The 19,501-nt window shown below is 64.1% G+C and carries 21 protein-coding genes and 1 riboswitch; of the genes, 13 read left to right on the top strand and 8 right to left on the bottom strand.

What is annotated here, in order from left to right; genetic code table 11:
- The first annotated feature begins 36 nt into the window (after window positions 1-36).
- Window positions 37-207, top strand: a riboswitch (M-box (ykoK) riboswitch).
- 243 nt (window positions 208-450) lie between these two features.
- Window positions 451-1,800 carry a magnesium transporter gene (gene mgtE / locus OCV80_RS06600; protein WP_025545283.1) on the top strand — a complete coding sequence of 450 codons (1,350 nt, stop codon included), beginning with the start codon at window positions 451-453 and terminating at the stop codon, window positions 1,798-1,800.
- Between the two features lie 75 nt (window positions 1,801-1,875).
- On the opposite strand, the gene selD is transcribed toward mgtE, so the two are convergent.
- The 3 genes from selD to yqeC are packed head-to-tail and all read right to left on the bottom strand — an operon-like array spanning window position 1,876 to window position 4,439.
- Window positions 1,876-2,916, bottom strand: a complete 1,041-nt coding sequence (gene selD, locus OCV80_RS06595; protein WP_025545284.1) for a selenide, water dikinase SelD — start codon at window positions 2,914-2,916, stop codon at window positions 1,876-1,878.
- A gap of 48 nt (window positions 2,917-2,964) precedes the next feature.
- Entirely contained in the window at window positions 2,965-3,780 is an 816-nt protein-coding gene (yqeB, locus tag OCV80_RS06590) for a selenium-dependent molybdenum cofactor biosynthesis protein YqeB (RefSeq protein WP_267288296.1), read from the bottom strand.
- Window positions 3,771-4,439: a selenium cofactor biosynthesis protein YqeC gene (gene yqeC, locus OCV80_RS06585; RefSeq protein ID WP_136891605.1), complete on the bottom strand. Its 669-nt coding sequence runs from the start codon at window positions 4,437-4,439 to the stop codon at window positions 3,771-3,773. Before yqeC ends, yqeB begins: the two co-directional genes overlap by 10 nt.
- Before the next feature lie 191 nt (window positions 4,440-4,630).
- Between yqeC and OCV80_RS06580 the strand changes: the two genes are divergently transcribed.
- The 9 genes from OCV80_RS06580 (at window position 4,631) to OCV80_RS06540 (ending at window position 12,039) form a co-directional block, all read left to right on the top strand.
- Window positions 4,631-5,470, top strand: coding sequence for a helix-turn-helix domain-containing protein (locus OCV80_RS06580; protein WP_267288295.1), 840 nt, complete (start codon window positions 4,631-4,633; stop codon window positions 5,468-5,470).
- 116 nt (window positions 5,471-5,586) lie between these two features.
- Window positions 5,587-6,531, top strand: a complete 945-nt coding sequence (gene moaA / locus OCV80_RS06575) for a GTP 3',8-cyclase MoaA (RefSeq protein WP_136891573.1) — start codon at window positions 5,587-5,589, stop codon at window positions 6,529-6,531.
- Window positions 6,532-6,536: 5 nt separating this feature from the next.
- Window positions 6,537-7,016, top strand: coding sequence for a cyclic pyranopterin monophosphate synthase MoaC (moaC, locus tag OCV80_RS06570; RefSeq protein ID WP_136891572.1), 480 nt, complete (start codon window positions 6,537-6,539; stop codon window positions 7,014-7,016).
- A 5-nt stretch (window positions 7,017-7,021) separates the two neighbouring features.
- Window positions 7,022-7,465, top strand: a complete 444-nt coding sequence (locus tag OCV80_RS06565; protein ID WP_025544848.1) for an MOSC domain-containing protein — start codon at window positions 7,022-7,024, stop codon at window positions 7,463-7,465.
- Complete coding sequence (locus OCV80_RS06560; RefSeq protein WP_021749840.1) at window positions 7,462-8,481, top strand: molybdopterin-binding protein; 1,020 nt, start codon at window positions 7,462-7,464, stop codon at window positions 8,479-8,481. Before OCV80_RS06565 ends, OCV80_RS06560 begins: the two co-directional genes overlap by 4 nt.
- A 133-nt stretch (window positions 8,482-8,614) precedes the next feature.
- Window positions 8,615-9,466: a molybdate ABC transporter substrate-binding protein gene (gene modA, locus OCV80_RS06555; protein ID WP_136891571.1), complete on the top strand. Its 852-nt coding sequence runs from the start codon at window positions 8,615-8,617 to the stop codon at window positions 9,464-9,466.
- A gap of 334 nt (window positions 9,467-9,800) precedes the next feature.
- Complete coding sequence (modB, locus tag OCV80_RS06550) at window positions 9,801-10,481, top strand: molybdate ABC transporter permease subunit (protein ID WP_119310732.1); 681 nt, start codon at window positions 9,801-9,803, stop codon at window positions 10,479-10,481.
- Window positions 10,481-11,527 (top strand): sulfate/molybdate ABC transporter ATP-binding protein, encoded by a 1,047-nt coding sequence (locus tag OCV80_RS06545; RefSeq protein WP_021749837.1) that lies wholly within the window; start codon window positions 10,481-10,483, stop codon window positions 11,525-11,527. The genes modB and OCV80_RS06545 overlap by 1 nt, the downstream gene beginning before the upstream one ends.
- 14 nt (window positions 11,528-11,541) lie before the next feature.
- Window positions 11,542-12,039 carry a MogA/MoaB family molybdenum cofactor biosynthesis protein gene (locus OCV80_RS06540; protein WP_021749836.1) on the top strand — a complete coding sequence of 166 codons (498 nt, stop codon included), beginning with the start codon at window positions 11,542-11,544 and terminating at the stop codon, window positions 12,037-12,039.
- Between the two features lie 26 nt (window positions 12,040-12,065).
- Here OCV80_RS06540 and OCV80_RS06535 read toward each other — a convergent pair whose 3' ends face one another.
- Window positions 12,066-12,536 (bottom strand): RrF2 family transcriptional regulator, encoded by a 471-nt coding sequence (locus OCV80_RS06535; RefSeq protein WP_256264674.1) that lies wholly within the window; start codon window positions 12,534-12,536, stop codon window positions 12,066-12,068.
- Between the two features lie 164 nt (window positions 12,537-12,700).
- On the opposite strand from OCV80_RS06535, the gene OCV80_RS06530 reads away from it, so the two are divergent.
- Window positions 12,701-13,873, top strand: coding sequence for an NAD(P)-dependent malic enzyme (locus OCV80_RS06530; protein ID WP_267288294.1), 1,173 nt, complete (start codon window positions 12,701-12,703; stop codon window positions 13,871-13,873).
- A 74-nt stretch (window positions 13,874-13,947) separates the two neighbouring features.
- On the opposite strand, the gene OCV80_RS06525 is transcribed toward OCV80_RS06530, so the two are convergent.
- Complete coding sequence (locus OCV80_RS06525; RefSeq protein ID WP_025544844.1) at window positions 13,948-14,505, bottom strand: hypothetical protein; 558 nt, start codon at window positions 14,503-14,505, stop codon at window positions 13,948-13,950.
- 41 nt (window positions 14,506-14,546) lie between these two features.
- On the opposite strand from OCV80_RS06525, the gene OCV80_RS06520 reads away from it, so the two are divergent.
- Window positions 14,547-15,281: a single-stranded DNA-binding protein gene (locus OCV80_RS06520; protein ID WP_249390704.1), complete on the top strand. Its 735-nt coding sequence runs from the start codon at window positions 14,547-14,549 to the stop codon at window positions 15,279-15,281.
- Here the strand turns inward: OCV80_RS06520 and OCV80_RS06515 are convergent.
- The 3 genes from OCV80_RS06515 to OCV80_RS06505 all read right to left on the bottom strand — a co-directional run bounded on the left by OCV80_RS06515 (window position 15,233) and on the right by OCV80_RS06505 (window position 17,962).
- Entirely contained in the window at window positions 15,233-16,495 is a 1,263-nt protein-coding gene (locus tag OCV80_RS06515) for an MFS transporter (RefSeq protein WP_267288293.1), read from the bottom strand. The genes OCV80_RS06520 and OCV80_RS06515 overlap by 49 nt on opposite strands.
- A gap of 181 nt (window positions 16,496-16,676) precedes the next feature.
- Window positions 16,677-17,330, bottom strand: coding sequence for a TetR/AcrR family transcriptional regulator (locus OCV80_RS06510; protein ID WP_021749829.1), 654 nt, complete (start codon window positions 17,328-17,330; stop codon window positions 16,677-16,679).
- Between the two features lie 113 nt (window positions 17,331-17,443).
- Window positions 17,444-17,962, bottom strand: a complete 519-nt coding sequence (locus tag OCV80_RS06505) for an NUDIX hydrolase (RefSeq protein ID WP_021749828.1) — start codon at window positions 17,960-17,962, stop codon at window positions 17,444-17,446.
- A 182-nt stretch (window positions 17,963-18,144) separates the two neighbouring features.
- Here OCV80_RS06505 and OCV80_RS06500 point away from each other — a divergent pair, with 182 nt between their 5' ends.
- Complete coding sequence (locus OCV80_RS06500) at window positions 18,145-19,422, top strand: redoxin domain-containing protein (protein ID WP_136891567.1); 1,278 nt, start codon at window positions 18,145-18,147, stop codon at window positions 19,420-19,422.
- Window positions 19,423-19,501: the final 79 nt, after the last annotated feature.

Genomic DNA, 19,501 nt, shown 5'->3' with positions numbered 1-19,501 from the left:
CGGGGTTGACAAACGTCCGTCCAGGCGGTTATAATGACGGCGAATCGGTAGGTGAGGCTACCACGGGGATTCGGAATCATCCAAAGACTGCTGCCGCACAGTTGTGGAGACACAACCAGCTGGTCAACAGGCCGCGTCGACAACAAGGCGCCGCTTAACGCAGTTGCTACGCCCCGTGAAGCTAAAGCTTGGACGAAGACGCCCATTGTGTGCAGCTCTCCCTGCCGGATTTCCGGCAGGGATTTTTTTGCTGCGGAAAAGCACGGCCAAAAATTCAAACGCGCCATTTCCCCGTCCCTTCGGGGCAGCTGGAAAGGATGCGCAAAACCTCACACAGCCGATGTTCCTAACGCGCGAGCGCGCATAGAGTTTTATGCAGAAAGGAGGTGCGGACCATGGAAAGTGCCAGTCAGCCACCCAGACAATACAGACGAAAGCGAGGTAACGACTATGACCATGTTCAACAAGGATCAGATCTTTCAGCTTTTGGAGAGCCGGGACGGCGAGGCGCTCCGCGCCCTTTGGCAGGGCCGCGGCGCCGTGGACATCGCCGCCCTCCTGGACTCCGTGGAGGACGGTGCCCGGCAGGCGGCGGTGTTCCGCACGCTGCCCAAGGACCTGGCGGCAGATGTGTTCTCCTATCTCCCCGGTCCCACTCAGGCCACCCTGGCCCGCTCTTTCGCGGACGGGGAGCTGCAGCAGATTTTTGACGCCCTGCATCTGGACGACGCAGCGGATTTTCTGGAGGAGCTTCCCGCTAACCTGGTGACCCGCATCCTCCGCTCCGCCAGCCCTCAGCGCCGTATGGCGGTAAATGCCCTGCTGCGCTATCCGGCGGACAGTGCCGGCAGCGTCATGACGCCGGAGTTTGTCTCCCTCCGGCCGGGCGATACGGTCCGGCAGGCGCTGGATACCATCCGCCGCACCGGAATCCACAAGGAGACGGTCTACACCTGCTATGTGCTGGAGCACCGGCAGCTGCTGGGCGTGGTGTCGGCCAAGGACCTGCTGACAGCCGCGGAGGATGCCGCTGTGGCGGACCTGATGGTCACGGATGTGGTATCTGTGGGTACGCTCACAGACCGGGAAGAGGCCGCCCGGCTCCTGGCGAAATATGACCTGCTGGCCTTGCCGGTGCTGGATGGAGAGGAGCGGATGGTGGGCATCGTCACCGTGGATGATGCCATGGATGTCCTGACGGAGGCCGCCGCAGAGGATCTCTCCATCATGGCGGCGGTGACGCCGGACGAGAAGCCCTACTTCGCCGCCTCCGCCTGGGAGCACGCCCGCCATCGGGTAGTGTGGCTGCTGATTTTGATGCTGTCCGCCGCCATCACCGGCTCTATCATCACCCGGTACGAGGACGCCATCTCCGCCGTGCCCCTGCTGGTGGCCTTTCTACCCATGCTGATGGACACCGGCGGAAACTGCGGCTCCCAGAGCGCCACGCTGGTGATCCGGGGGCTGGCTCTGGAAGAGATCCGCCCCCGGGACGCGCTGCGGGTGATCCGCAAGGAGCTGGCGGTAGCCGCCATCGTCAGCGCCGTCCTAGCCGCGGCCAACGGCCTGCGGATCTACCTTCAGTACCATGACAGCGCCATCGCCCTGGTGATCTCCCTGTCCCTGGCGGCCACGGTGGTGCTGGCCAAGCTGGTGGGCTGTATGCTGCCCATTGCCGCCAAGCAGCTCCACATGGATCCGGCCATCATGGCCTCCCCCCTCATCACTACCATTGTGGATGCCGGGGCGGTGCTGATCTACTTCCAGGCCGCCGCCGCGCTCCTGCGCCTGCCCGTTTAAGGGTCCCGCCCGGTACGGGCGCAAAACAGGTGCCTGCCAGAAATCCGGCAGGCACCTGTTTCCCATTTTCGACTTTCACCGCAGGAAGATGCGTTTCCCGCCTCGGTAGGCCTTCACGACGCCGATCCGCTGGGCACTGGGAACGCGGCCCTGCAGCTCCCGGTGCAGCGCCTCCGCGTCTGCCGGGTCCACGGCCATGAGGAGGCCCCCAGCGGTCTGGGGATCATAGAGCAGGTCCTGTCTGCACAGCGCGGTCTCCCCTGCATCCACGCCCACCTCCGCAAAGGCGCGGTTACGGTACATCCCCGCCGGCAGCAGACCCATGTTTGCAAACTCCAGCGCCTCCGGAATCAGGTCGATGGCGTCCACCTCCAGCTCCAGCTCCACATCGCTGCCCTGGGCCATCTCATAGCTGTGGCCCAGCAGGCCAAAGCCCGTTACATCCGTGCAGGCGTGGACGCGGTACTTCACCATGGCGTCCCGGGCGGACTTGTTCAGGGTGGTCATCAGTTCCTCTGCCAAAGCCCGCCCCTCGGCCGACAGCATCTCCGCCTTCTGTGCGGTGGTGAGGACGCCGATACCGATGGGCTTCGTCAGCAGCAGCACGTCCCCCGGCCGGGCGCCGGAGTTGGTCAGCACCCGGTCCGGATGGACGAAGCCGGTGACCGCCAGGCCGTACTTGGGCTCGTCGTCCAGGATGCTGTGGCCGCCGGTGATGAGCGCCCCCGCCTCATACACCTTGTCATAGCCGCCTCGCAACAGCTGGTGCACCGCCTCTTTCGGCATGGACTCCGGCACGGCCATGATGTTCAGGCACAGCTTGGGCTCGCCGCCCATGGCGTACACATCGGAGAGGGCGTTGGTGGCCGCGATCTGTCCGAACAGGTACGGGTCGTCGGCAATGGGCGGGAAGAAATCCACCGTCTGCACCAGGGCCAGATCGTCGCTGACCTTATAGACCGAGGCGTCATCGCTCTTGTCGAACCCCACCAGCAGATTGGGGTCCCGATGCACCTGGATGCCGTCCAGCAGCTGGGCCAGCACACCGGCCCCCACTTTGGCGCCGCACCCGGCACACTTGGCCAGCTTCGTCAGCTTGACATCATTTTCAGGCATGATTCTTCCTCCCGTTTCCTCAGTTTGATCGTCCCCGACAGGCTGCACCTAACCGGAATACCCACCTGCGCGGTCTTTCAGCGCTCCCGTCAGGTCCAAAATCGCCTCCAGCACACCGCCGCCAATGGCCAGGGCCTTGTCGCTGGCGGTATAGCAGTGCTCCACCTTGCAGCGGGGGTCGATGTCCCCGGCCTTCATCCCTTTGTGCACCGGGGTATCATCCGGCAGGATACCCCGCAGGACGCCGTCCAGGGTGCAGGTCATGGGCACGCCGTTCACCGTGGCGGCCACATCCCCCTGCCGCACCTGGGCGCCAATGTCCAGCAGCTGGTGAAACACGCCGTCCGCCGGGGCCCGCAGCACTCGTTCCCCGGCAAAGCCGCCGATGAGCCCCGGGATCCCGGTATTGGGCAGCGCACTGCCCGCATGGATCACCCGGCCCAGCGTGTGGCCCCGCATGGTCTCCACCACCGCGTGACAGTCCACCCCGGCAGTGAAGCCCGGCCCCACGCCGATGACCACCGGGGCATCGGTGATCCGGGTGCCCAGATTCCGCTTGGCCAGGATGGCGTCCACCACCACGTCCGGCTTCAAAACTGGGATACAGATCCCCTCCGGGTCCGCCAGCACCGGGACTACATTCTCTTGCAAAAGGGCCATAGCCGCCTCCGGTGTCTCCGCCCGGCGGGCGGTGACGTCCTCCACCTTTGTCTCTCCCAACACGATGGCCTGGGAGAAGGCTACGGTCCGCCGGATGGCAGTTGGGGCCGGTATATCGGTCATAATCACCGATATATGCGCCCTTTTCAGCCGAAGAGCAATACCGGTGGCCAAATCACCGGCGCCTCGGATGATTACCAGCATGGAAAATACTCCCTCCTCCACAAACTGCCGGCCAGAACCGGACAGTCCATCAGGCGCGCCAGGACCCTGGCATCTGCCAGATTCCACAGCGTCTCCACCTGATTGACATAAACTTTCGTGTGCAGATCTTCGGATCGAAGCACCCTCGCCTCGGCCTCCGGCGTGGCCTCCGCCGCCTCCGGCACCCCCGCAAGAAGCGCGTACCGCTCCGGCCGGTGAGCGGCCGCAGCGATGGGACGGCCGAAGCCGGAGGCCCCCACCACGCAGATGGTTTGATTGGCCTCAGTTGGGATCACCGGCTCGTGGGGGGCGTGCGCCTTCAGGGGACGGCGGGCAGCGCCGTCCGCCTCCACCAGAATGTAGTCGAATTGCTCCGCCAGCACCGCCATGGGCGTCTCTGGGGCCGTCAGCTTACCCGTTCCCGGTACGTCTGTCCCGGCACACAGCAGCTGATGCGCCCTGCGCAGTTCGTCCAGCTCCGCCGCTGTCCGGGCGCAGGGCAGGTCCGAAAACGGGAGAATCTTGGTGGTGGTGCACAGCAGAACCGGATGCTGTCCGGCCAGCTCCTCGCCCAGGGTCCGCAGGAGAGTGGTCTTTCCCCCGCCGCCGATGACGGCAGTGACACCGGGACGGATGTCAAGCAACTCCGCCAGCTTCAAAGCAATCCCTCCCGTCGTTCTTCTTTTATTAGAATAGCACCTCCTCTGTTTCTCGTCAAGCAAGGCCGACGGGACTGCCTGTTTTTCGGGCTTTTGGCAATGTGCAACTGGCAGTTGCCAAATTTTCAGGTCCCCTTGGTGGACTTTTGCCCACCCTCCCGCTATACTGGAACCACAAAGGAGGGCGCGGTATGAGCCTTGGAACCAACATCAGCCGCCTGCGGGCGGAGAAACGCCTGTCTCAGGGGGACCTGGCGGAAGTGCTGGAGGTGAGCCGCCAGTCCGTCAGTAAGTGGGAGACGGATTCCAGTGTGCCGGACCTGAACAGGCTGATGAAGCTGAGCCAGCTCTTCGGTGTGACGCTGGATGAACTGGTGACGGGAGCAGAGCCCCCAGTGAAGGTGGAGACGCCTCCGGTCATGGTGTCTCCGTCAATGCCGGGTCGGAAGATCGCCGGGATCATCCTCTTCTGCATGGCCTTTCTGGCGTTTCTGATCCCCACGGGGCTGGGGGGGATCCTCATCGGCCTGATCCTGGCCGTTCCGTTTCTGGTGTGCGGGATCATCTGCTTTCTCGTCCGAAAGCGGCCGGGGCTGTGGTGCGCCTGGGCAGCGTACTTGACGGCTTACATCTTTTGCTACTATGGCACCGGCATCAGCTGGAATCTTTTCTTTTTCACGTTCTCTTGGGAGGAAGTCGGAACCCCCGTCTATACCTTTGCAGCGTGGATCCAATCGCTGATGATACTGGCTCTGCTGATTGGGACTGTCCGCTCCTTCTGCACATTCTCCTTTCCTCCCACCCGGCGGAATGGAGTGATTCTGGTCGTGCTATGGATTGAATTCCTGGCGTACCGATTGCTGACCGCGCCCATCGCCGACTTGCTCTCAGCACCGGAAATTCCTGTGACCTCCATGTGGGCCTTGATGGCTCTGATTCTTATGGCAGGCATCGCCTCCCTCATCCTGCTGGCCATTGCCTTGACGCTGTCGGTGCGGATGGCTGCCGCCTGGAGGGCCTCTCACCGCTGATACTTTTCGGTTCACGCCCCGACATTGGCCGGGGCGTTTTTCTTGACTTTTCCCGCAGGGCGCTTATAATATAGTATATCGTTTATCTCACTTGAGTATCACGGTTGGAGGACATTATGCGGGACAGCTGCGGACGGACAATCGACTACCTGCGGCTTAGCGTCACGGATCTGTGCAACTACCGGTGCCAATACTGTATGCCGCCCGAGGGCGTGGAGAAGCGGCTTCACAGCGATATTCTCTCCATCGAAGAGCTGGCGGAGATCGCCGCGGCGGCGGTTCGGTGCGGGGTAAAGAAGATCCGCCTCACCGGCGGGGAGCCTCTGGTGCGGCGGGGATTGCCGGACCTGTGCCGGATGCTGCGGGCCATCCCCGGGTTGGCGGAGCTGTGCCTCACTACCAACGGCTCCCTCCTGCCCCAGCTGGCAAGGCCCCTGCGGGATGCGGGGGTGGACCGGCTGAACATCAGCCTGGATACGCTGCGGCCGGACCGGTTCGCCGCCATGACCCGGCTGGGGACCCTCCAGGACGTGCTTGCGGGCATTAAAGCTGCGGAGGCGGCTGGATTCCGGAATCTAAAATTTGACACCGTCCTCATCGGCGGGTTCAACGACGATGAGATCGAAGATTTTGTGAATCTCAGCCGGGAGCATCCCTGGGAGATGCGGTTCATCGAGCTGATGCCCATGGGCCCCTGCGCCGGGTGGGATCGGAACCGCTTCCTGCCTGCAGAAACGGTGCTGGACCGGATGGCAGAGCTGGAACCCATCGAGGCCCAGGGCGTGGCCCGGCGGTACCAGCTGCCCGGCGCGCTGGGGACAGTGGGGCTCATCTCCCCAGTGAGCCACGACTTCTGCGCGGACTGCCGCCGGATTCGGGTGACGGCGGACGGCAAGCTGAAGGGCTGCCTCCACAGCCGGGAAGAGATCCCCCTCCGGGGCCTCCACGGCCAGGCGCTGGAGGACGCCGTCCGGCGGGGCATCCTCCACAAGCCGGAGCGCCACCATCTCACAGAACGGTCCAGCGACACGCCCCGAAACATGAATCAGATCGGAGGATGACCACCATGGCGGAATTGACCCATTTCAATGAACAGGGCCGGGCCAGGATGGTGGATGTGACGGAGAAGGCCGTCACCCACCGCCGGGCAGTGGCTGCTGGGGAGATCCACATGGCCCCGGAGACATTGCAGAACATCAAGGACGGCACCTTGAAAAAGGGCGACGTGCTGGCGGTAGCCCAGGTGGCGGGCATCCAGGCGGCCAAGCACAACTGGGAGCTGATCCCCATGTGCCACCCCCTGCCCCTGACAGGTATCGACATCACCTTCGCCCTGTCCGATTCCCCCTGCATGGTGGAGATCCAGGCCGCCGTCACCTGCACCGGCGTTACCGGGGTGGAGATGGAGGCCCTGACAGCCGTGTCCGTGGCGGCGCTGACCATCTATGACATGTGCAAGGCAGTCCAAAAGGACATGCGCATTGAAAACATCCGCCTGCTGTCCAAGTCCGGCGGCAAGAGCGGAGATTACCAGATCAAGGAGTGAGCCTGTTGGCAAACGTGGTATCGGTCAACATCAGCGAGCGGAAGGGGGAGCAGAAGCACCCCGTCCCGGAAATCCAACTAAAGTTCCGCCACGGCATCGTGGGGGACGCCCACGCCGGGGACTGGCACCGGCAGATCTCCCTGCTGGCGGAGGAGAGCGTGGACACCATGCGGGCGAGCTGCCCCATCCCACTGGATCCGGGGGTGTTTGCGGAGAACATCAACACCGAGGGCATCGACCTGAAACACCTGCCGGTGGGCACCCATCTGCGGATCGGTGAGACGGAGGTGGAGGTGACCCAAATCGGCAAGGAGTGCCACAGCGACTGCGCCATCAAGCAGGCGGTGGGCAGGTGCGTCATGCCCACGGAGGGTATCTTCGCCGTGGTGGTCCGGGAGGGCGTGGTCCGTCCCGGCGATGAGATCGAGATTCTGGAGGCGGAAGCATGAAGCTGATACGGACGGAGGATGCGGTGGGCCATGTGCTGTGCCACGACCTGACCCAGATCATCAAGGACCAGTACAAGGATGCCCGGTTCCGCAAGGGCCATGTGGTGGCGCCGGAGGACATCCCGGTGCTGCTCGGCATGGGCAAGGAGCACCTGTACGTGTGGGAGATGACGCCTGGGATGCTCCACGAGGATGAGGGGGCGGAGCGCCTGCTGGCCCTGTGTGCCAACGAGAATATGGAGCGGAGTGGCGTCAAGGAGGGCAAGATCGAGCTGAAGGCATCCTGCGACGGGCTGTTCCTGGTCCGGTCGGAATCCCTGCGGGCGGTAAACGCCATCGATGAGCTGATGATCGCCACCCGGAAGGGGGGTACAGCCGTCAAAAAAGGTGACAAGCTGGCGGGGATGCGGGTGATCCCCCTGATCATCGCGGAGGAGAAGCTGACAGCCGCCAAAGCGGCCGCCGGAGATACCCCCCTGCTGGAGCTACGGCCCTGGGTGCGAAAAACCGCCGCCATCGTGGCCACCGGCAGCGAGGTGAAGAAGGGATTGATCCAGGACACCTTCACTCCGGTGGTGAAGGACAAATTGAGCGCCTATGGCATCGAGACCATCTCCGTCTCCTATTCCGGCGATGGGGTGGAGAACGTGGCAGGCGCCATCTCCCAAGCCCGGCAGACTGGGGCGGAAGTCATCCTCTGCACCGGGGGTATGAGCGTGGACCCCGACGATAACACCCCCGGCGGGATCAGGCAGAGCGGGGCGAAGATCGTCACCTACGGCGCCCCGGTGCTGCCCGGCGCTATGTTCCTGCTGGGCTACTACGACGACGGCACCCCCGTCATGGGCCTGCCCGGCTGCGTCATGTACGCCGGGGCCACCATCTTCGACTTGGTGCTGCCCTGGGTGGCGGCGGATGTAAGCGTCACCAAGGAGTGGATCGTCTCCCTGGGGGAGGGCGGCCTGTGTCTCGGCTGCCAGCCCTGCCGCTGGCCCATCTGCCCCTTTGGAAAGTAAAAATCAGCCCGCGCCGGAGCGTCCGGCGCAGGTTTTTTCCATTCGTTATCCTCATTTGAATATCACGTTAGTTTGACACCGGACTTGCAAAGCCGGGTTCAACATATTATCATCAAGAAAGGAAGATTTCGCCATGAAAAAGCTTTTCTCCCTCGTTCTGGCCCTGTCCATGGCGCTGGCCCTGACCGCCTGCAGCGGCAGTGCGGACACCGACAGCACCACAGACGACACCACAGAGACCACCGCCGAACCGGTAGAGCTGCACGTCTTTGCCGCGGCCTCCATGCAGGAGTCCCTGGATCAGGTCATCGAGGCCTACAAGGCCGTGGCTCCGGAAGTCGCCGTCGTGGCGACTTATGACTCCTCCGGCACCCTGAAAACCCAGATCCAGGAGGGAGCCGACTGTGATGTGTTCATCTCCGCCGCTCCCAAGCAGATGAACCAGTTGGACGCCGAGGGCGGCGAGGAGAACACCGAGGGCCTGGACCTGGTGAATAGCGCCACCCGCCTGGACCTGCTGGAGAACAAGGTGACCCTGGCCGTTCCCGAGGGCAACCCCAAGGGCATCGAGTCCTTTGACCAGCTGGCGGAGCTGCTGGCCAGCGGCGATGTGTTCCTGGCCATGGGCAACAGCGACGTTCCAGTGGGCCAGTACACCCAGAAGATCTTCACCTACTACGGTCTGAATGAGGAGACCCTGGCCAGTTCCGGCGTGCTGACCTACGGCTCCAACGTGAAGGAGGTCACCACCCAGGTCTCTGAGGGCACCGTGGACTGCGGCGTGATCTACGCCACCGACGCCTTCTCCGCCGGTCTGACCGTGGTGGACGAGGCCACCGCTGAGATGTGCGGCCAGGTGATCTACCCCGCCGCCGTCATGAAAAACAGCGCCAATCCCGATGCTGCCAAGGCCTTCCTGGACTTCCTGTCGACCGATGAGGCCATGGCCTGCTTCGAGGCGGTAGGCTTCAGCCCCATGGTGTGAGTTCAAACAGATTGGAAATAGGCGTTTGATAAAGCTGGATCGTTTAAAATGCTTTCTGACAGCCCTTGATCCCCTCATTCCAAACTCCGGATTTCTTATTTTCCAGTTTTTTGAAATGGACTGGTACCCTCTCTATAACTCATTGCGGATCGCCGCCATCGTTCCCATTGGGCCTTGGCCCAATGGGAGCCCTTGATTTGATTTTGCTCGGCCAGGCAGAGCCCGGCCTCTCCAAGGTTTTGCTTTGCAAAACGCTTGTACGCCACTTCTGCGGCGGCCCGCCTCTGGCGGGTCGGGATGGCAGACGCCCCCTTTCCCCAGGAGGTTTTTTGAAATGGACTGGTACCCTCTCTACAACTCATTGCGGATCGCCGCCATCTCCACGGTGGCGGTATTCTTCCTGGGGATCCTGGCGGCGTACTACATCGCCAAGCTGCCCCGGCTGGTGAAGGGCGTGCTGGATGTGGTGCTGACCCTGCCCCTGGTGCTGCCGCCCACCGTGGTGGGCTGGCTGCTGCTGGTGCTGCTAGGGCCCAACCGCCCCATCGGCGCCTGGGTGCAGGCCCACTTCGGCCTGAGGCTGGTGATGACCTGGTGGTCCGCTGTCTTTGCCACGGTGGTGGTGGCCTTCCCCCTGATGTACCGTACCGCCCGGGGGGCCTTTGAGAGCTTCGATCCTACGCTGGCGGAAGCTGCGGCGACCCTGGGCCGGTCCAATATCTGGATCTTCTGGCGGGTGCGGATGCCCGTGTGCCGCCAGGGCATCCTGGCGGGGACTGTGCTGGCCTTTGCCCGGGCTCTGGGGGAGTATGGTGCCACCTCCATGATCGCCGGCTACACCCCCGGCCGCACCGCCACCATCTCCACCACCGTCTATCAGCTCTGGCGGACCGACAATGACACAGAGGCCCTCCGCTGGGTGCTGGTGAACATTGCCATCTCCGCTGTATTCCTGTTGGCAGTGAACCTGCTGGAAGCCCGCCAGAAACGGGCCGGAAAAGGGGGCAGACGGTAATGGCGCTTTCCGTGGACATCCGAAAGGCCCTGGGAAATTTTCATCTGGCGGTCCAGTTTGACGCCGGGGATGAGACGCTGGCCCTGCTGGGGGCCTCGGGGTGCGGCAAGTCTGTGACCCTCAAGTGCATCGCCGGCATTCTGACGCCGGACGAGGGACACATCGAGCTGGACGGTGTTACCCTTTACGACAGCGCCTCCAGAATCAACCTGCCGCCCCAGCGGCGGCAGGTCGGGTACCTGTTCCAGCAGTACGCTCTGTTCCCCAACATGACGGTGCGGCAGAACATCGCCGCAGCCGTACGGGACAAGGCCCGCCGCCAAACAGAGGTGGCGGAGAAGCTGCGGCAGTTCCGGCTGGAGGCCGTGGCAGACCAGAAGCCGGGGCAGCTCTCCGGCGGGCAGCAGCAGCGGTGCGCCCTGGCCCGAATCCTAGCGTCGGAGCCCACGGCCATCCTGCTGGACGAGCCCTTCTCCGCCCTGGACAGCTACCTGAAATACCAGCTGGAACTGGAGCTGGCAGAGACACTGGGCGGATTCCCGGGCACGGTGCTGTGGGTCTCCCATGACCGGGGGGAGGTGTTCCGGAACTGCCGCCGGGTGTGTGTCATAGACCGGGGCAGATCCCAGCCTGTGACCACCCTGGGGGAGCTGTTCCGCAGCCCCGGCACAGAGGCCGCTGCCCGGCTCTCCGGCTGCAAGAACTATGCCGACGCCCGGCCAAGGGAGGATGCGGTGTTTCTTCCGGACTGGGGACTGACGCTCTCCTGCGGCCGTCCGGTGCCGGAGGGCGTCTGCCGGATCGGCATCCGGGCCCACCATGTTCAGCTGGCCGGTCCCGGGGCGGAAAACGCCTTCTCCTGCACGGCAGTAAAGGTGGTGGAGGACGTGTTTTCCACCATCGTGCTGCTGCGGCCGGAGGGCGCGGCGCCGGAGGCGCCCCTGCTGCGGATGGAGCTGGACAAGGACAACTGGCAGGCGGTGCCGGACAAGGACCGCCTCACCGTCTCCGTTCCGCCGGAGGCCATTCTGCTGCTGGAATCGTGAAGGAGTGATCTACCATGTTCAAAGCCGCTGTCCTGACCGTCAGCGACCGGAGTTTCCGGGGAGAGCGCCCTGACGCGGGCGGGCCTCTGGTTGTGGAAATTCTGAAAAACGCCGGGTACGCGGTGACGGAGACCGCCATTGTCCCGGACGAGAAGGGCCGGATCGAGGCTGCCCTGCGGCAGTGGTGCGACCGGGAGCCGGTGGATCTCATCGTCACCACCGGAGGCACCGGCTTCGCCCCCCGGGATGTGACGCCGGAGGCCACCCTCGCCGTGTGTGACCGGCTGACCCCCGGCATTCCGGAGGCCATGCGCTACGCCTCCATGCAGGTGACGAACCGGGCCATGCTGTCCCGGGCCGCGGCGGGCATCCGGAAGGGGACGCTCATCGTGAATCTCCCCGGCTCTCCCAAGGCGGCCAGGGAAAACCTGGAGGCCGTCCTCCCCGCGCTCGCCCACGGGCTGGAGATGCTCTCCGGACGGCCCGCCGACTGCGCCGGGCTGACGGACTGACCTGCTTTTCAAACAAACGCCGGCCTCTATATGAGGCCGGCGTTTTGCCATTCAGTCTGTGGAGGGTCGGACGCTCTCCCCTGTTTCTCCAATTCCTCCCGCACCAGATCCGCCAGGGTGAAGCGGTCTACATATTCGTTCACAGCCGCATACAGGCCCGTCCAGAAGTCCAGGGTCGGGCAGACGCCGCACCGCTCGCAGGCGTTCTCCTCCGTCTCCAGGCAGGCCACCGGGGCCAGATTTCCCTCTGTCAGCCGGAGGATACTGCCCAGGGTATACTCCTCCGGCGCTTTCGTCAGACGATATCCCCCCAGGGCGCCACGCCCGCTGCGGAGGAATCCCGCCTTTCCCAGCAGACCCGCGATCTGCTCCAGATACTTCATGGAAATGCCCTGCCGGGCGGCCACATCCTTCAAGGAGACGAACTCCTCCCCGCCGTGGACCGCCACATCGATCATCAGGCGCAGGGCGTACCGCCCCTTGGTCGAAATCTTCACGAAACCGCCTCCTTTTCTGTCCCATCTATTTTGCCACAGGCGCTTCCGGAATGCAAGAGACCGCCTGGATTTTCCCCGCCCCGCCGGCACCGGAAATTGACAACCGTCCGCTTTTCCCGTACAATAAAAACAACTTTTGAGCGTTATGGAGAGGAGTACCGATCATGGATTACGCAAAGGAATCCCTGCGCCTGCATTCCGAGTGGAGGGGCAAGCTGGAGGTGACGCCCCGGGCCCAGGTGGACAGCAAGGAGGCGCTGTCCCTGGCCTACACCCCCGGCGTGGCCCAGCCCTGCCTGGAGATCCAGAAGGACATCAGCAAGAGCTACGAGCTGACCCGCCGGTGGAACACCGTGGCGGTGGTCACCGACGGCTCCGCCGTCCTGGGGCTGGGAGACATCGGCCCGGAGGCGGGGATGCCCGTCATGGAGGGCAAATGCGTCCTGTTCAAGGCCTTCGGCGGCGTGGACGCCATTCCCCTGTGCGTCCGCAGCCACGACGTGGACGAGATCGTGAACACCGTGGCCCTGCTGGCCGGGTCCTTCGGCGGCGTGAATCTGGAGGATATCGCCGCCCCCCGGTGCTTTGAGATTGAGCGGAAGCTGAAGGAGCGGTGCGACATCCCCATCTTCCACGACGATCAGCACGGCACCGCCGTCATCACCCTGGCGGGGCTCACCAACGCCCTGAAAGTGGTGGGCAAGCGGCTGGAGGATGTCCGAATCGTTATCAACGGTGCCGGCGCCGCCGCCGTCTCCATCACGAAGCTGCTGCTCTCCGCCGGGGCAGGGGACGTGACCCTCTGTGACCGGAAGGGCGCCATCTACGCCGGCCGCAGCGACGGCATGAACTGGATCAAGGAGGAGATGGCCCAGGTGACGAATCCGGAGAAGCGGACCGGCTCCCTGGTGGACGTGCTGGCGGGGGCTGATGTGTTCATCGGCGTGTCCGCCCCCGGCGCCGTGACCAAGGAGATGGTGCAGACCATGAACGCTGGAGCCGTCATCTTCGCCTGCGCCAACCCCACGCCGGAGATCTTCCCCGACGACGCCAAGGCCGGCGGTGCGGCGGTGGTGGCCACCGGCCGCAGCGACTATCCCAACCAGATCAACAACGTGCTGGCCTTCCCCGGCATCTTCCGGGGCGCCCTCGATGCCCGGGCCAGCGACATCAACGACGCCATGAAGATCGCCGCCGCCCATGCCTTGGCGGAGCTGGTGGGAGACGACCTCTCTGCCGACTATATCATCCCCGCCGCCTTCGATCCACGGGTGCGGGACGCGGTGGCCTCCGCTGTGGAGCAGGCCGCCCGCGCCTCCGGCGTGGCCAGAGTCTGAGTCCTCCGCTGCTGTTCACGTATGCAGAAGGCCCCGGCTGTCCTTTTGGACAGCCGGGGCCTTTTTCGTCAGGTTCAAATGTCCACGCTGGGGACCGCTTTCACCTCTCCGTCGTGGGGGCCCTCCCGGAACCAGCGGACGATCTCATCCAGCGCCTCCTCCCGGACAAAGTCGCCGCCGTGCTGAAAGATCTCCGCCATCCGGCGCTCCTGGTCCGTGGCGGCCTCTCCCCGGGCCTGCACCTGACGGACAACGGAGCCGGCCATGGGCTTCATCATCATGCGATAGAAAAAGCCCAGCTTCTCCGGCGCGTAGCCGCCCTGGAGATAGAACAGCCGCCCGCCGCTGTCGCTGTATCCCCCGTTGATCCGGGCCTCGGTCCAGAGGTCGCCGTTCCCCTGAGGCGAGACCCCCACAATGGCTGCCCCCCGGATGGTATAGCGGTCCATGGCGCTCTGGAGGCCCTTCACCGTGCCGGCCATCAGCCAGCCCATGTAGAAGATCTCCTCGCCCCGCCGCAAGCTCTTTCCGGCCTCCTTCAGGCTGTATGCCGGCACGCCGGTCCTTTCCGCCAGCATCTGGGCATACCGCTGGGTGTGCCCGGTCTGGGATGTGTAAACGATGGCTTTCATCGCTTCCCCTCCTTGTGGAACGGCGGTGGGCCGCCGGATTCATGGCTTTATTATATACGCATTCCGCCCCGGAGGCAAGGACCTGTTCCGCCGCCGGGGATTTTCAGGTCTATCCCGGCCGCGGCTCTCATAAGGTGTACCATCACGACCGAGAGGTGGACAACATGACGACTCAGACCCGCAACGAGGTGCTGCTGGAGGGGATTGCTCTGGAGGCGCCTGCACTCTCCCATGAAAACCACGGCACCCGGTTTTATCGCTTTCCCCTGCAGGTGCCCCGGCTCTCCGGCACTCCGGACACGCTGCCGGTGCTGGTGCCGGAGGCCCTGCTGACTGCGGTGCGGCTGGAGGACCCGCTCCGGGTCCGGGGGCAGCTGCGGTCCTTCAACAACCGCTCCGGCGTTGGGAATCGGCTGGTGCTGACGGTGTATGCCCAAGCCATGGAACCCGGGTCCGGAGAGCCCTGCAACCGCATTCTGCTCTCCGGCGCCCTGTGCAAGCCCCCCATCTTCCGCCGCACCCCTCTGGGCCGCAGCATCTGCGACCTGATGCTGGCGGTGAGCCGCCGGTACGGCCGGGCGGACTATCTGCCGGTGATCGCCTGGGGACAGCTGGCGGTCCAGGCGGCCCGGCTCCAGGTGGGGGACACGCTCAGCCTGGAAGGCCGGGTCCAGAGCCGGACCTACCGCAAGGTCCTGGAGGACGGCACCGCCCAGGAACGGGTGGCCTACGAGGTCTCCGCCATGCACCTGCTGGAGCCGGAGGCGGCAGAGTAAGCCACCCGCCGGGCCGCCACAGCGACGATCATGGCCCCGCAGGCCGCGCCCAGCAGCACCCAGCCCTCGCCCCCGGCCAGCTGCTCCAACAGGACCCCGTAGAGAGCCTGCCCCGCCGGCTGGGCGCATAGGGAGACGGTCAGCAGCAGAGACACCACCTTCCCCACCAGCGTGGCCGGCGTCTGAGCCTGAATGTGGGCCAGCATGGTCACGGTGAACAGCGCGGCGCAAGCCATCAGAACGAAGCCCGCAGCCGTCAGCACAGCAAAGGCCGCGACAGCCCCCACGCCTGCCAGCAGGCAGAGCCCCATGGGGATGAGGCAGCCCCCGCAGGCCAGCAGCGTCAGCCAGGACCGGCGGACTGTCAGCCGGGGACCCAGCAGTCCCGCTGTCAGGCCCCCGGCCAGGCTCCCTGCCGCCATGGCGGTCTGGTTGAGGCCGTACCAGGTGTCCCCCAGCACCAGGGTCTGTTTGATGAGCACCGGCATACTCACCACCAGCAGCGCGCTCAGCAGCAGGTTGAAGGCGCTGACCAGGGCGATGTACTTCAGGATCTCCGGCCGTTCCTGCCAGAGGAAGGTCCCGCTCTCCGCCAGATCCGCTCTGGCGGTCTGCCAGACGCTGGCTCCAGTGTGTCTTGGCGTATGGGGGATATGGATGAACAGTTCCATCACCGCCGAAGCAAAAAAGCAGGCGGAGGCCCCCGCCAGGACCGGTGTCACGCCGAAGGCACCGTAAACCAGGCTCCCCAGCAGCGGTCCCAGCAGGCTGGACAGGGCGCTGACCTGGTTGATGACGGCGTTGCCGTCCACCAGCCGATCCGGCGGGCACAGCAGGGGCATGCTGGCCTGCACCGCCGGCTGGTATGCCCCGGAGATACCATACAGCAACATCATGGCCGCCACCAGCACCGGCACCAGGGGCAGATGTCCCAAGGCCAGCGCCGTCAGGGCCACCAGGGCGCAGGTGAAGAAGTCCAGCGCCACCATGATCCGCTGCTTATGGAGACGGTCCGCCACCACGCCGCCCAGGGGCGTCAGCACCACCATGGGCACGAACGCCGCGGCGGAGCACAGGCCGAACAGGCTCCGGGAACCGGTGACGTCCAGCAGATACAGCGGCAGGACGAATCGCAGCACGGCGTTACCCAGCAGGGAGATGATCTGTCCAATCACCACCAAGGTGAAGTCCCGGTGAAACAGCTTTTCCCGCATCTCAATTCCTCCTCCCGTTCTCTCCTGCCAGCAGGGCCAGACCCAGCAGCCACAGACAGGCGGCCAGGTCCTGGGGCAGGAGCCGATCAGTTTGTCTCATACGCTCCTCCTTTTCATACATTTGGTTGGTATGTATTTATGTGAAAAAGAAGCTGCCCTGTCGGGCAGTTTCTTCTGTTGTTTACAGCCGTTCCTGGGACAGGCGGCAAAATCGCTCCCACTGATTCAACAGCTCCTGATCCAGCAGGTCCAGGCCCATGCTCCGCAGCATCTGGTCGTATAGCTCCATGCGGCGGCGGGTCTTCTCCGGCGTGGCAGGGTAGATCATGGGATTCAGCCACACGTTTGACAGGAGAAGCAGCAGCTCCCCCAGTTCCTCCGGGTAGTCCGTCCGGATGGAGCCGTCCGCCACCGCCTCCCGCAGGACGGGCTCCATGTAGTTGGGCAGGACCTCCCCGATCATGCTCTCCAGCAGGATGCTCATCAGCTTGGGGTTCTTCAGCATATTGGGCGCCAGCACGAACAGGTCCGTCTGGTCCGAGTTCTCCAGGGATGCCCGGAACATCTTCTGCAGCTTCTCCGCTCCGGTCAGGCCGGGATCGTCCCGGACCGTCCGCATCCAGGCCTCCGTCTGCTCTCCCATCCGGTCCGCGATGGCAAGGAGGATCTCCTCCTTGCCCTTGAAGTGGTGGTAGATGGCCCCCTTGGTCAGTCCTCCCAGATTGTCAATGATGTCCTGGAGGGTGGTGTGCTCATATCCCTTTTCCATAAACAGCTTCGCGGAGACCGCCAGGATCTTTTCCACCGTCTCCTCCGGGTGCTTGTTTCGGGCCATACCGGTCCCCCCTTATATACATACCATCAGTATGTTTTGTTTATACCATGTCTAACGTCCCCTGTCAAGGCCGTTTTCCGAAAAAGCACTGAAGCTTCGGTCCAGGCGGAGCTTCATTTGGTGCAGAAGCCGAAGGTCCCCCGCATGTCGAACAAAAACGCCAGAAAGCTTTTGGGATAGTCGATGAACTCCCCCCGGTCCACCATGTCCAGGATTTCCGGCAGCTCCGCCCAACGGGCCCGGGCCACCTCCTCCTTTTGGAGCGTCAGCTCCTCCAGGCCAAGGTCCCGCTCCACCAGGAAGAAGTCATCAAAGCCGCCGTCGAAGTTCACGGTGCAGGAGGGCCGCACTCCCGTCAGGTCCAGGGCCACGCCCAGCTCCTCCCGGAACTCCCGCTCCGCCGCCTGGCGGCTGGTCTCTCCGGCATCCACGCCGCCGGCGGCAGACACATCCCATGCCTCCGGCCAGACGGCCTTTTCCCGAGACCGCTGCTGGATCAGCAGGCGGCCCCGGCTGTCGAACACGCAGATATGGACCACCACCCGGTATTCTCCCTCCCCCTTGGGGGCGTAACGCTCCGCCGTCCGGCCCAGAGGGAGCCGGTTCTCGTCGTACAAATCCACCATTTCCATTGCAAAGTGCCTCCCTGCCGCCCGTTGCGGTCTTGTTTTCCACTCTTTATCTTGACCGCCCCGCTCCCCGCTGTCAAGAGGATTCTTCCGTGTTTCCCGGAAGATGTGGCAAATCCCTCTTTACAGCGGCCGGAAAACCCGGTATGATGGCGCCATGACTTCATATTCAGGAGGATGTCCCCATGGGCTTTTCCATTGAGACCAGCGTATCCGCCGTCACTGTCTTTCTGCAGGGCGCGCTGAGCTTCTTCTCCCCCTGCGTGCTGCCGCTGGTGCCGCTGTACGTCAGCTATCTGGCCGGCGGCGCCGCTGTGGTGGGCGAGGATGGCGTCCGCCGCTATCCCCGGGGAAAGATCTTCCTCAATACCCTCTTTTTCGTGGTGGGCATCAGCTTCGCCTTCTTCCTGCTGGGGCTGGGCCTCACCGCCCTGGGGGAGTTCTTCCACAACTACCAAGTGTGGTTCGCCCGGGCCAGCGGCGTCATCATCCTGCTGTTCGGCCTGTACCAGCTGGGGCTGGGCAAGCGGACCATGCTGCTGGAGCAGGAACACCGCCTCCCCTTCCATCTGAACAAACTGGCTATGAACCCGGCGGTGGCCCTGGTGATGGGCTTCACCTTCAGCTTCGCCTGGACGCCCTGCGTGGGCCCCACCCTCAGCAGCGTCCTGCTGATGGCCTCCTCCGCAGAGTCCTCCGCTGCGGGATTTCTGCTGATCGGCGTGTACACCCTGGGCTTCGTACTACCCTTCCTGGCAGTGGGACTCTTCACCGGCACGGTGCTGGATTTCTTCAAGTCCCACCAGAATGTGGTGCGCTACACGGTGAAGATCGGCGCGGTGCTGCTGATCGTCATGGGCATCCTGACCCTCACCGGCGCCACCGGCGGCATCTCCGCAGATCTGGCTGCCGGCTCCGGCACGGTGCAGGAAGAGCCCGCCGGGAACAGCGGCGAAGAGGCGGCCCCCTCCGGCGATTCTCAGGAGGAGCACAGCGGGGCGGACAGCCAGGAGATCCCCGTGGTCCCCGCTCCGGACTTCACCCTGACGGACCAGTACGGCCAGTCCCACACCCTCTCGGACTACCAGGGGAAGACGGTGTTTCTGAACTTCTGGGCTACTTGGTGCGGCCCCTGCAAGATGGAGATGCCGGACATCCAGGCCCTGTATGAGGACTGGGACGAGAACGCCGGGGAGCTGGTGGTGCTGGGCGTGGCCGGGCCCAATATCGGCCAGGAGGGCAGCGCCGAAGACATCACCGCCTTCCTGGAGGAAAACGGCTACACCTATCCCGTGGTGATGGACGAGACGGGCACGCTCTTCTACCAGTACGGCATCAGCGCCTATCCCACCACATTCATGATCGACACGGAGGGCAACGTCTTCGGCTACGTCCAGGGCGCCGTCAGCCGGGAGGTCATGGACGACATCGTGGAGCAGACCAGGACCGGGCAGCGCAGATGATCCATCCAGGCCGCCGGGGCCGCACATTCGCGGTTCCGGCGGCTTTTTCCCGTGCTGCGGAGAGCGCTTGCAAAAAAGT

Source organism: Oscillibacter acetigenes (assembly GCF_025567605.1).
GTDB lineage: Bacteria > Bacillota > Clostridia > Oscillospirales > Oscillospiraceae > Oscillibacter > Oscillibacter welbionis.
The sequence above is the reverse complement of the archived record's forward strand: the minus strand, read 5'-3'. Positions and strand labels throughout refer to the sequence as shown.

Bases quoted from the DNA above. Each gene is read 5' to 3' on its own strand.
- mgtE (WP_025545283.1), top strand. From the start codon at position 451: ATGACCATGTTCAACAAGGATCAGATCTTTCAGCTTTTGGAGAGCCGG.
- selD (WP_025545284.1), bottom strand. From the start codon at position 2,916: ATGCCTGAAAATGATGTCAAGCTGACGAAGCTGGCCAAGTGTGCCGGG.
- yqeB (WP_267288296.1), bottom strand. From the start codon at position 3,780: ATGCTGGTAATCATCCGAGGCGCCGGTGATTTGGCCACCGGTATTGCT.
- OCV80_RS06580 (WP_267288295.1), top strand. From the start codon at position 4,631: ATGAGCCTTGGAACCAACATCAGCCGCCTGCGGGCGGAGAAACGCCTG.
- moaA (WP_136891573.1), top strand. From the start codon at position 5,587: ATGCGGGACAGCTGCGGACGGACAATCGACTACCTGCGGCTTAGCGTC.
- moaC (WP_136891572.1), top strand. From the start codon at position 6,537: ATGGCGGAATTGACCCATTTCAATGAACAGGGCCGGGCCAGGATGGTG.
- OCV80_RS06560 (WP_021749840.1), top strand. From the start codon at position 7,462: ATGAAGCTGATACGGACGGAGGATGCGGTGGGCCATGTGCTGTGCCAC.
- modA (WP_136891571.1), top strand. From the start codon at position 8,615: ATGAAAAAGCTTTTCTCCCTCGTTCTGGCCCTGTCCATGGCGCTGGCC.
- modB (WP_119310732.1), top strand. From the start codon at position 9,801: ATGGACTGGTACCCTCTCTACAACTCATTGCGGATCGCCGCCATCTCC.
- OCV80_RS06545 (WP_021749837.1), top strand. From the start codon at position 10,481: ATGGCGCTTTCCGTGGACATCCGAAAGGCCCTGGGAAATTTTCATCTG.
- OCV80_RS06540 (WP_021749836.1), top strand. From the start codon at position 11,542: ATGTTCAAAGCCGCTGTCCTGACCGTCAGCGACCGGAGTTTCCGGGGA.
- OCV80_RS06530 (WP_267288294.1), top strand. From the start codon at position 12,701: ATGGATTACGCAAAGGAATCCCTGCGCCTGCATTCCGAGTGGAGGGGC.
- OCV80_RS06525 (WP_025544844.1), bottom strand. From the start codon at position 14,505: ATGAAAGCCATCGTTTACACATCCCAGACCGGGCACACCCAGCGGTAT.
- OCV80_RS06520 (WP_249390704.1), top strand. From the start codon at position 14,547: ATGGCTTTATTATATACGCATTCCGCCCCGGAGGCAAGGACCTGTTCC.
- OCV80_RS06515 (WP_267288293.1), bottom strand. From the start codon at position 16,495: ATGCGGGAAAAGCTGTTTCACCGGGACTTCACCTTGGTGGTGATTGGA.
- OCV80_RS06510 (WP_021749829.1), bottom strand. From the start codon at position 17,330: ATGGCCCGAAACAAGCACCCGGAGGAGACGGTGGAAAAGATCCTGGCG.
- OCV80_RS06505 (WP_021749828.1), bottom strand. From the start codon at position 17,962: ATGGAAATGGTGGATTTGTACGACGAGAACCGGCTCCCTCTGGGCCGG.
- OCV80_RS06500 (WP_136891567.1), top strand. From the start codon at position 18,145: ATGGGCTTTTCCATTGAGACCAGCGTATCCGCCGTCACTGTCTTTCTG.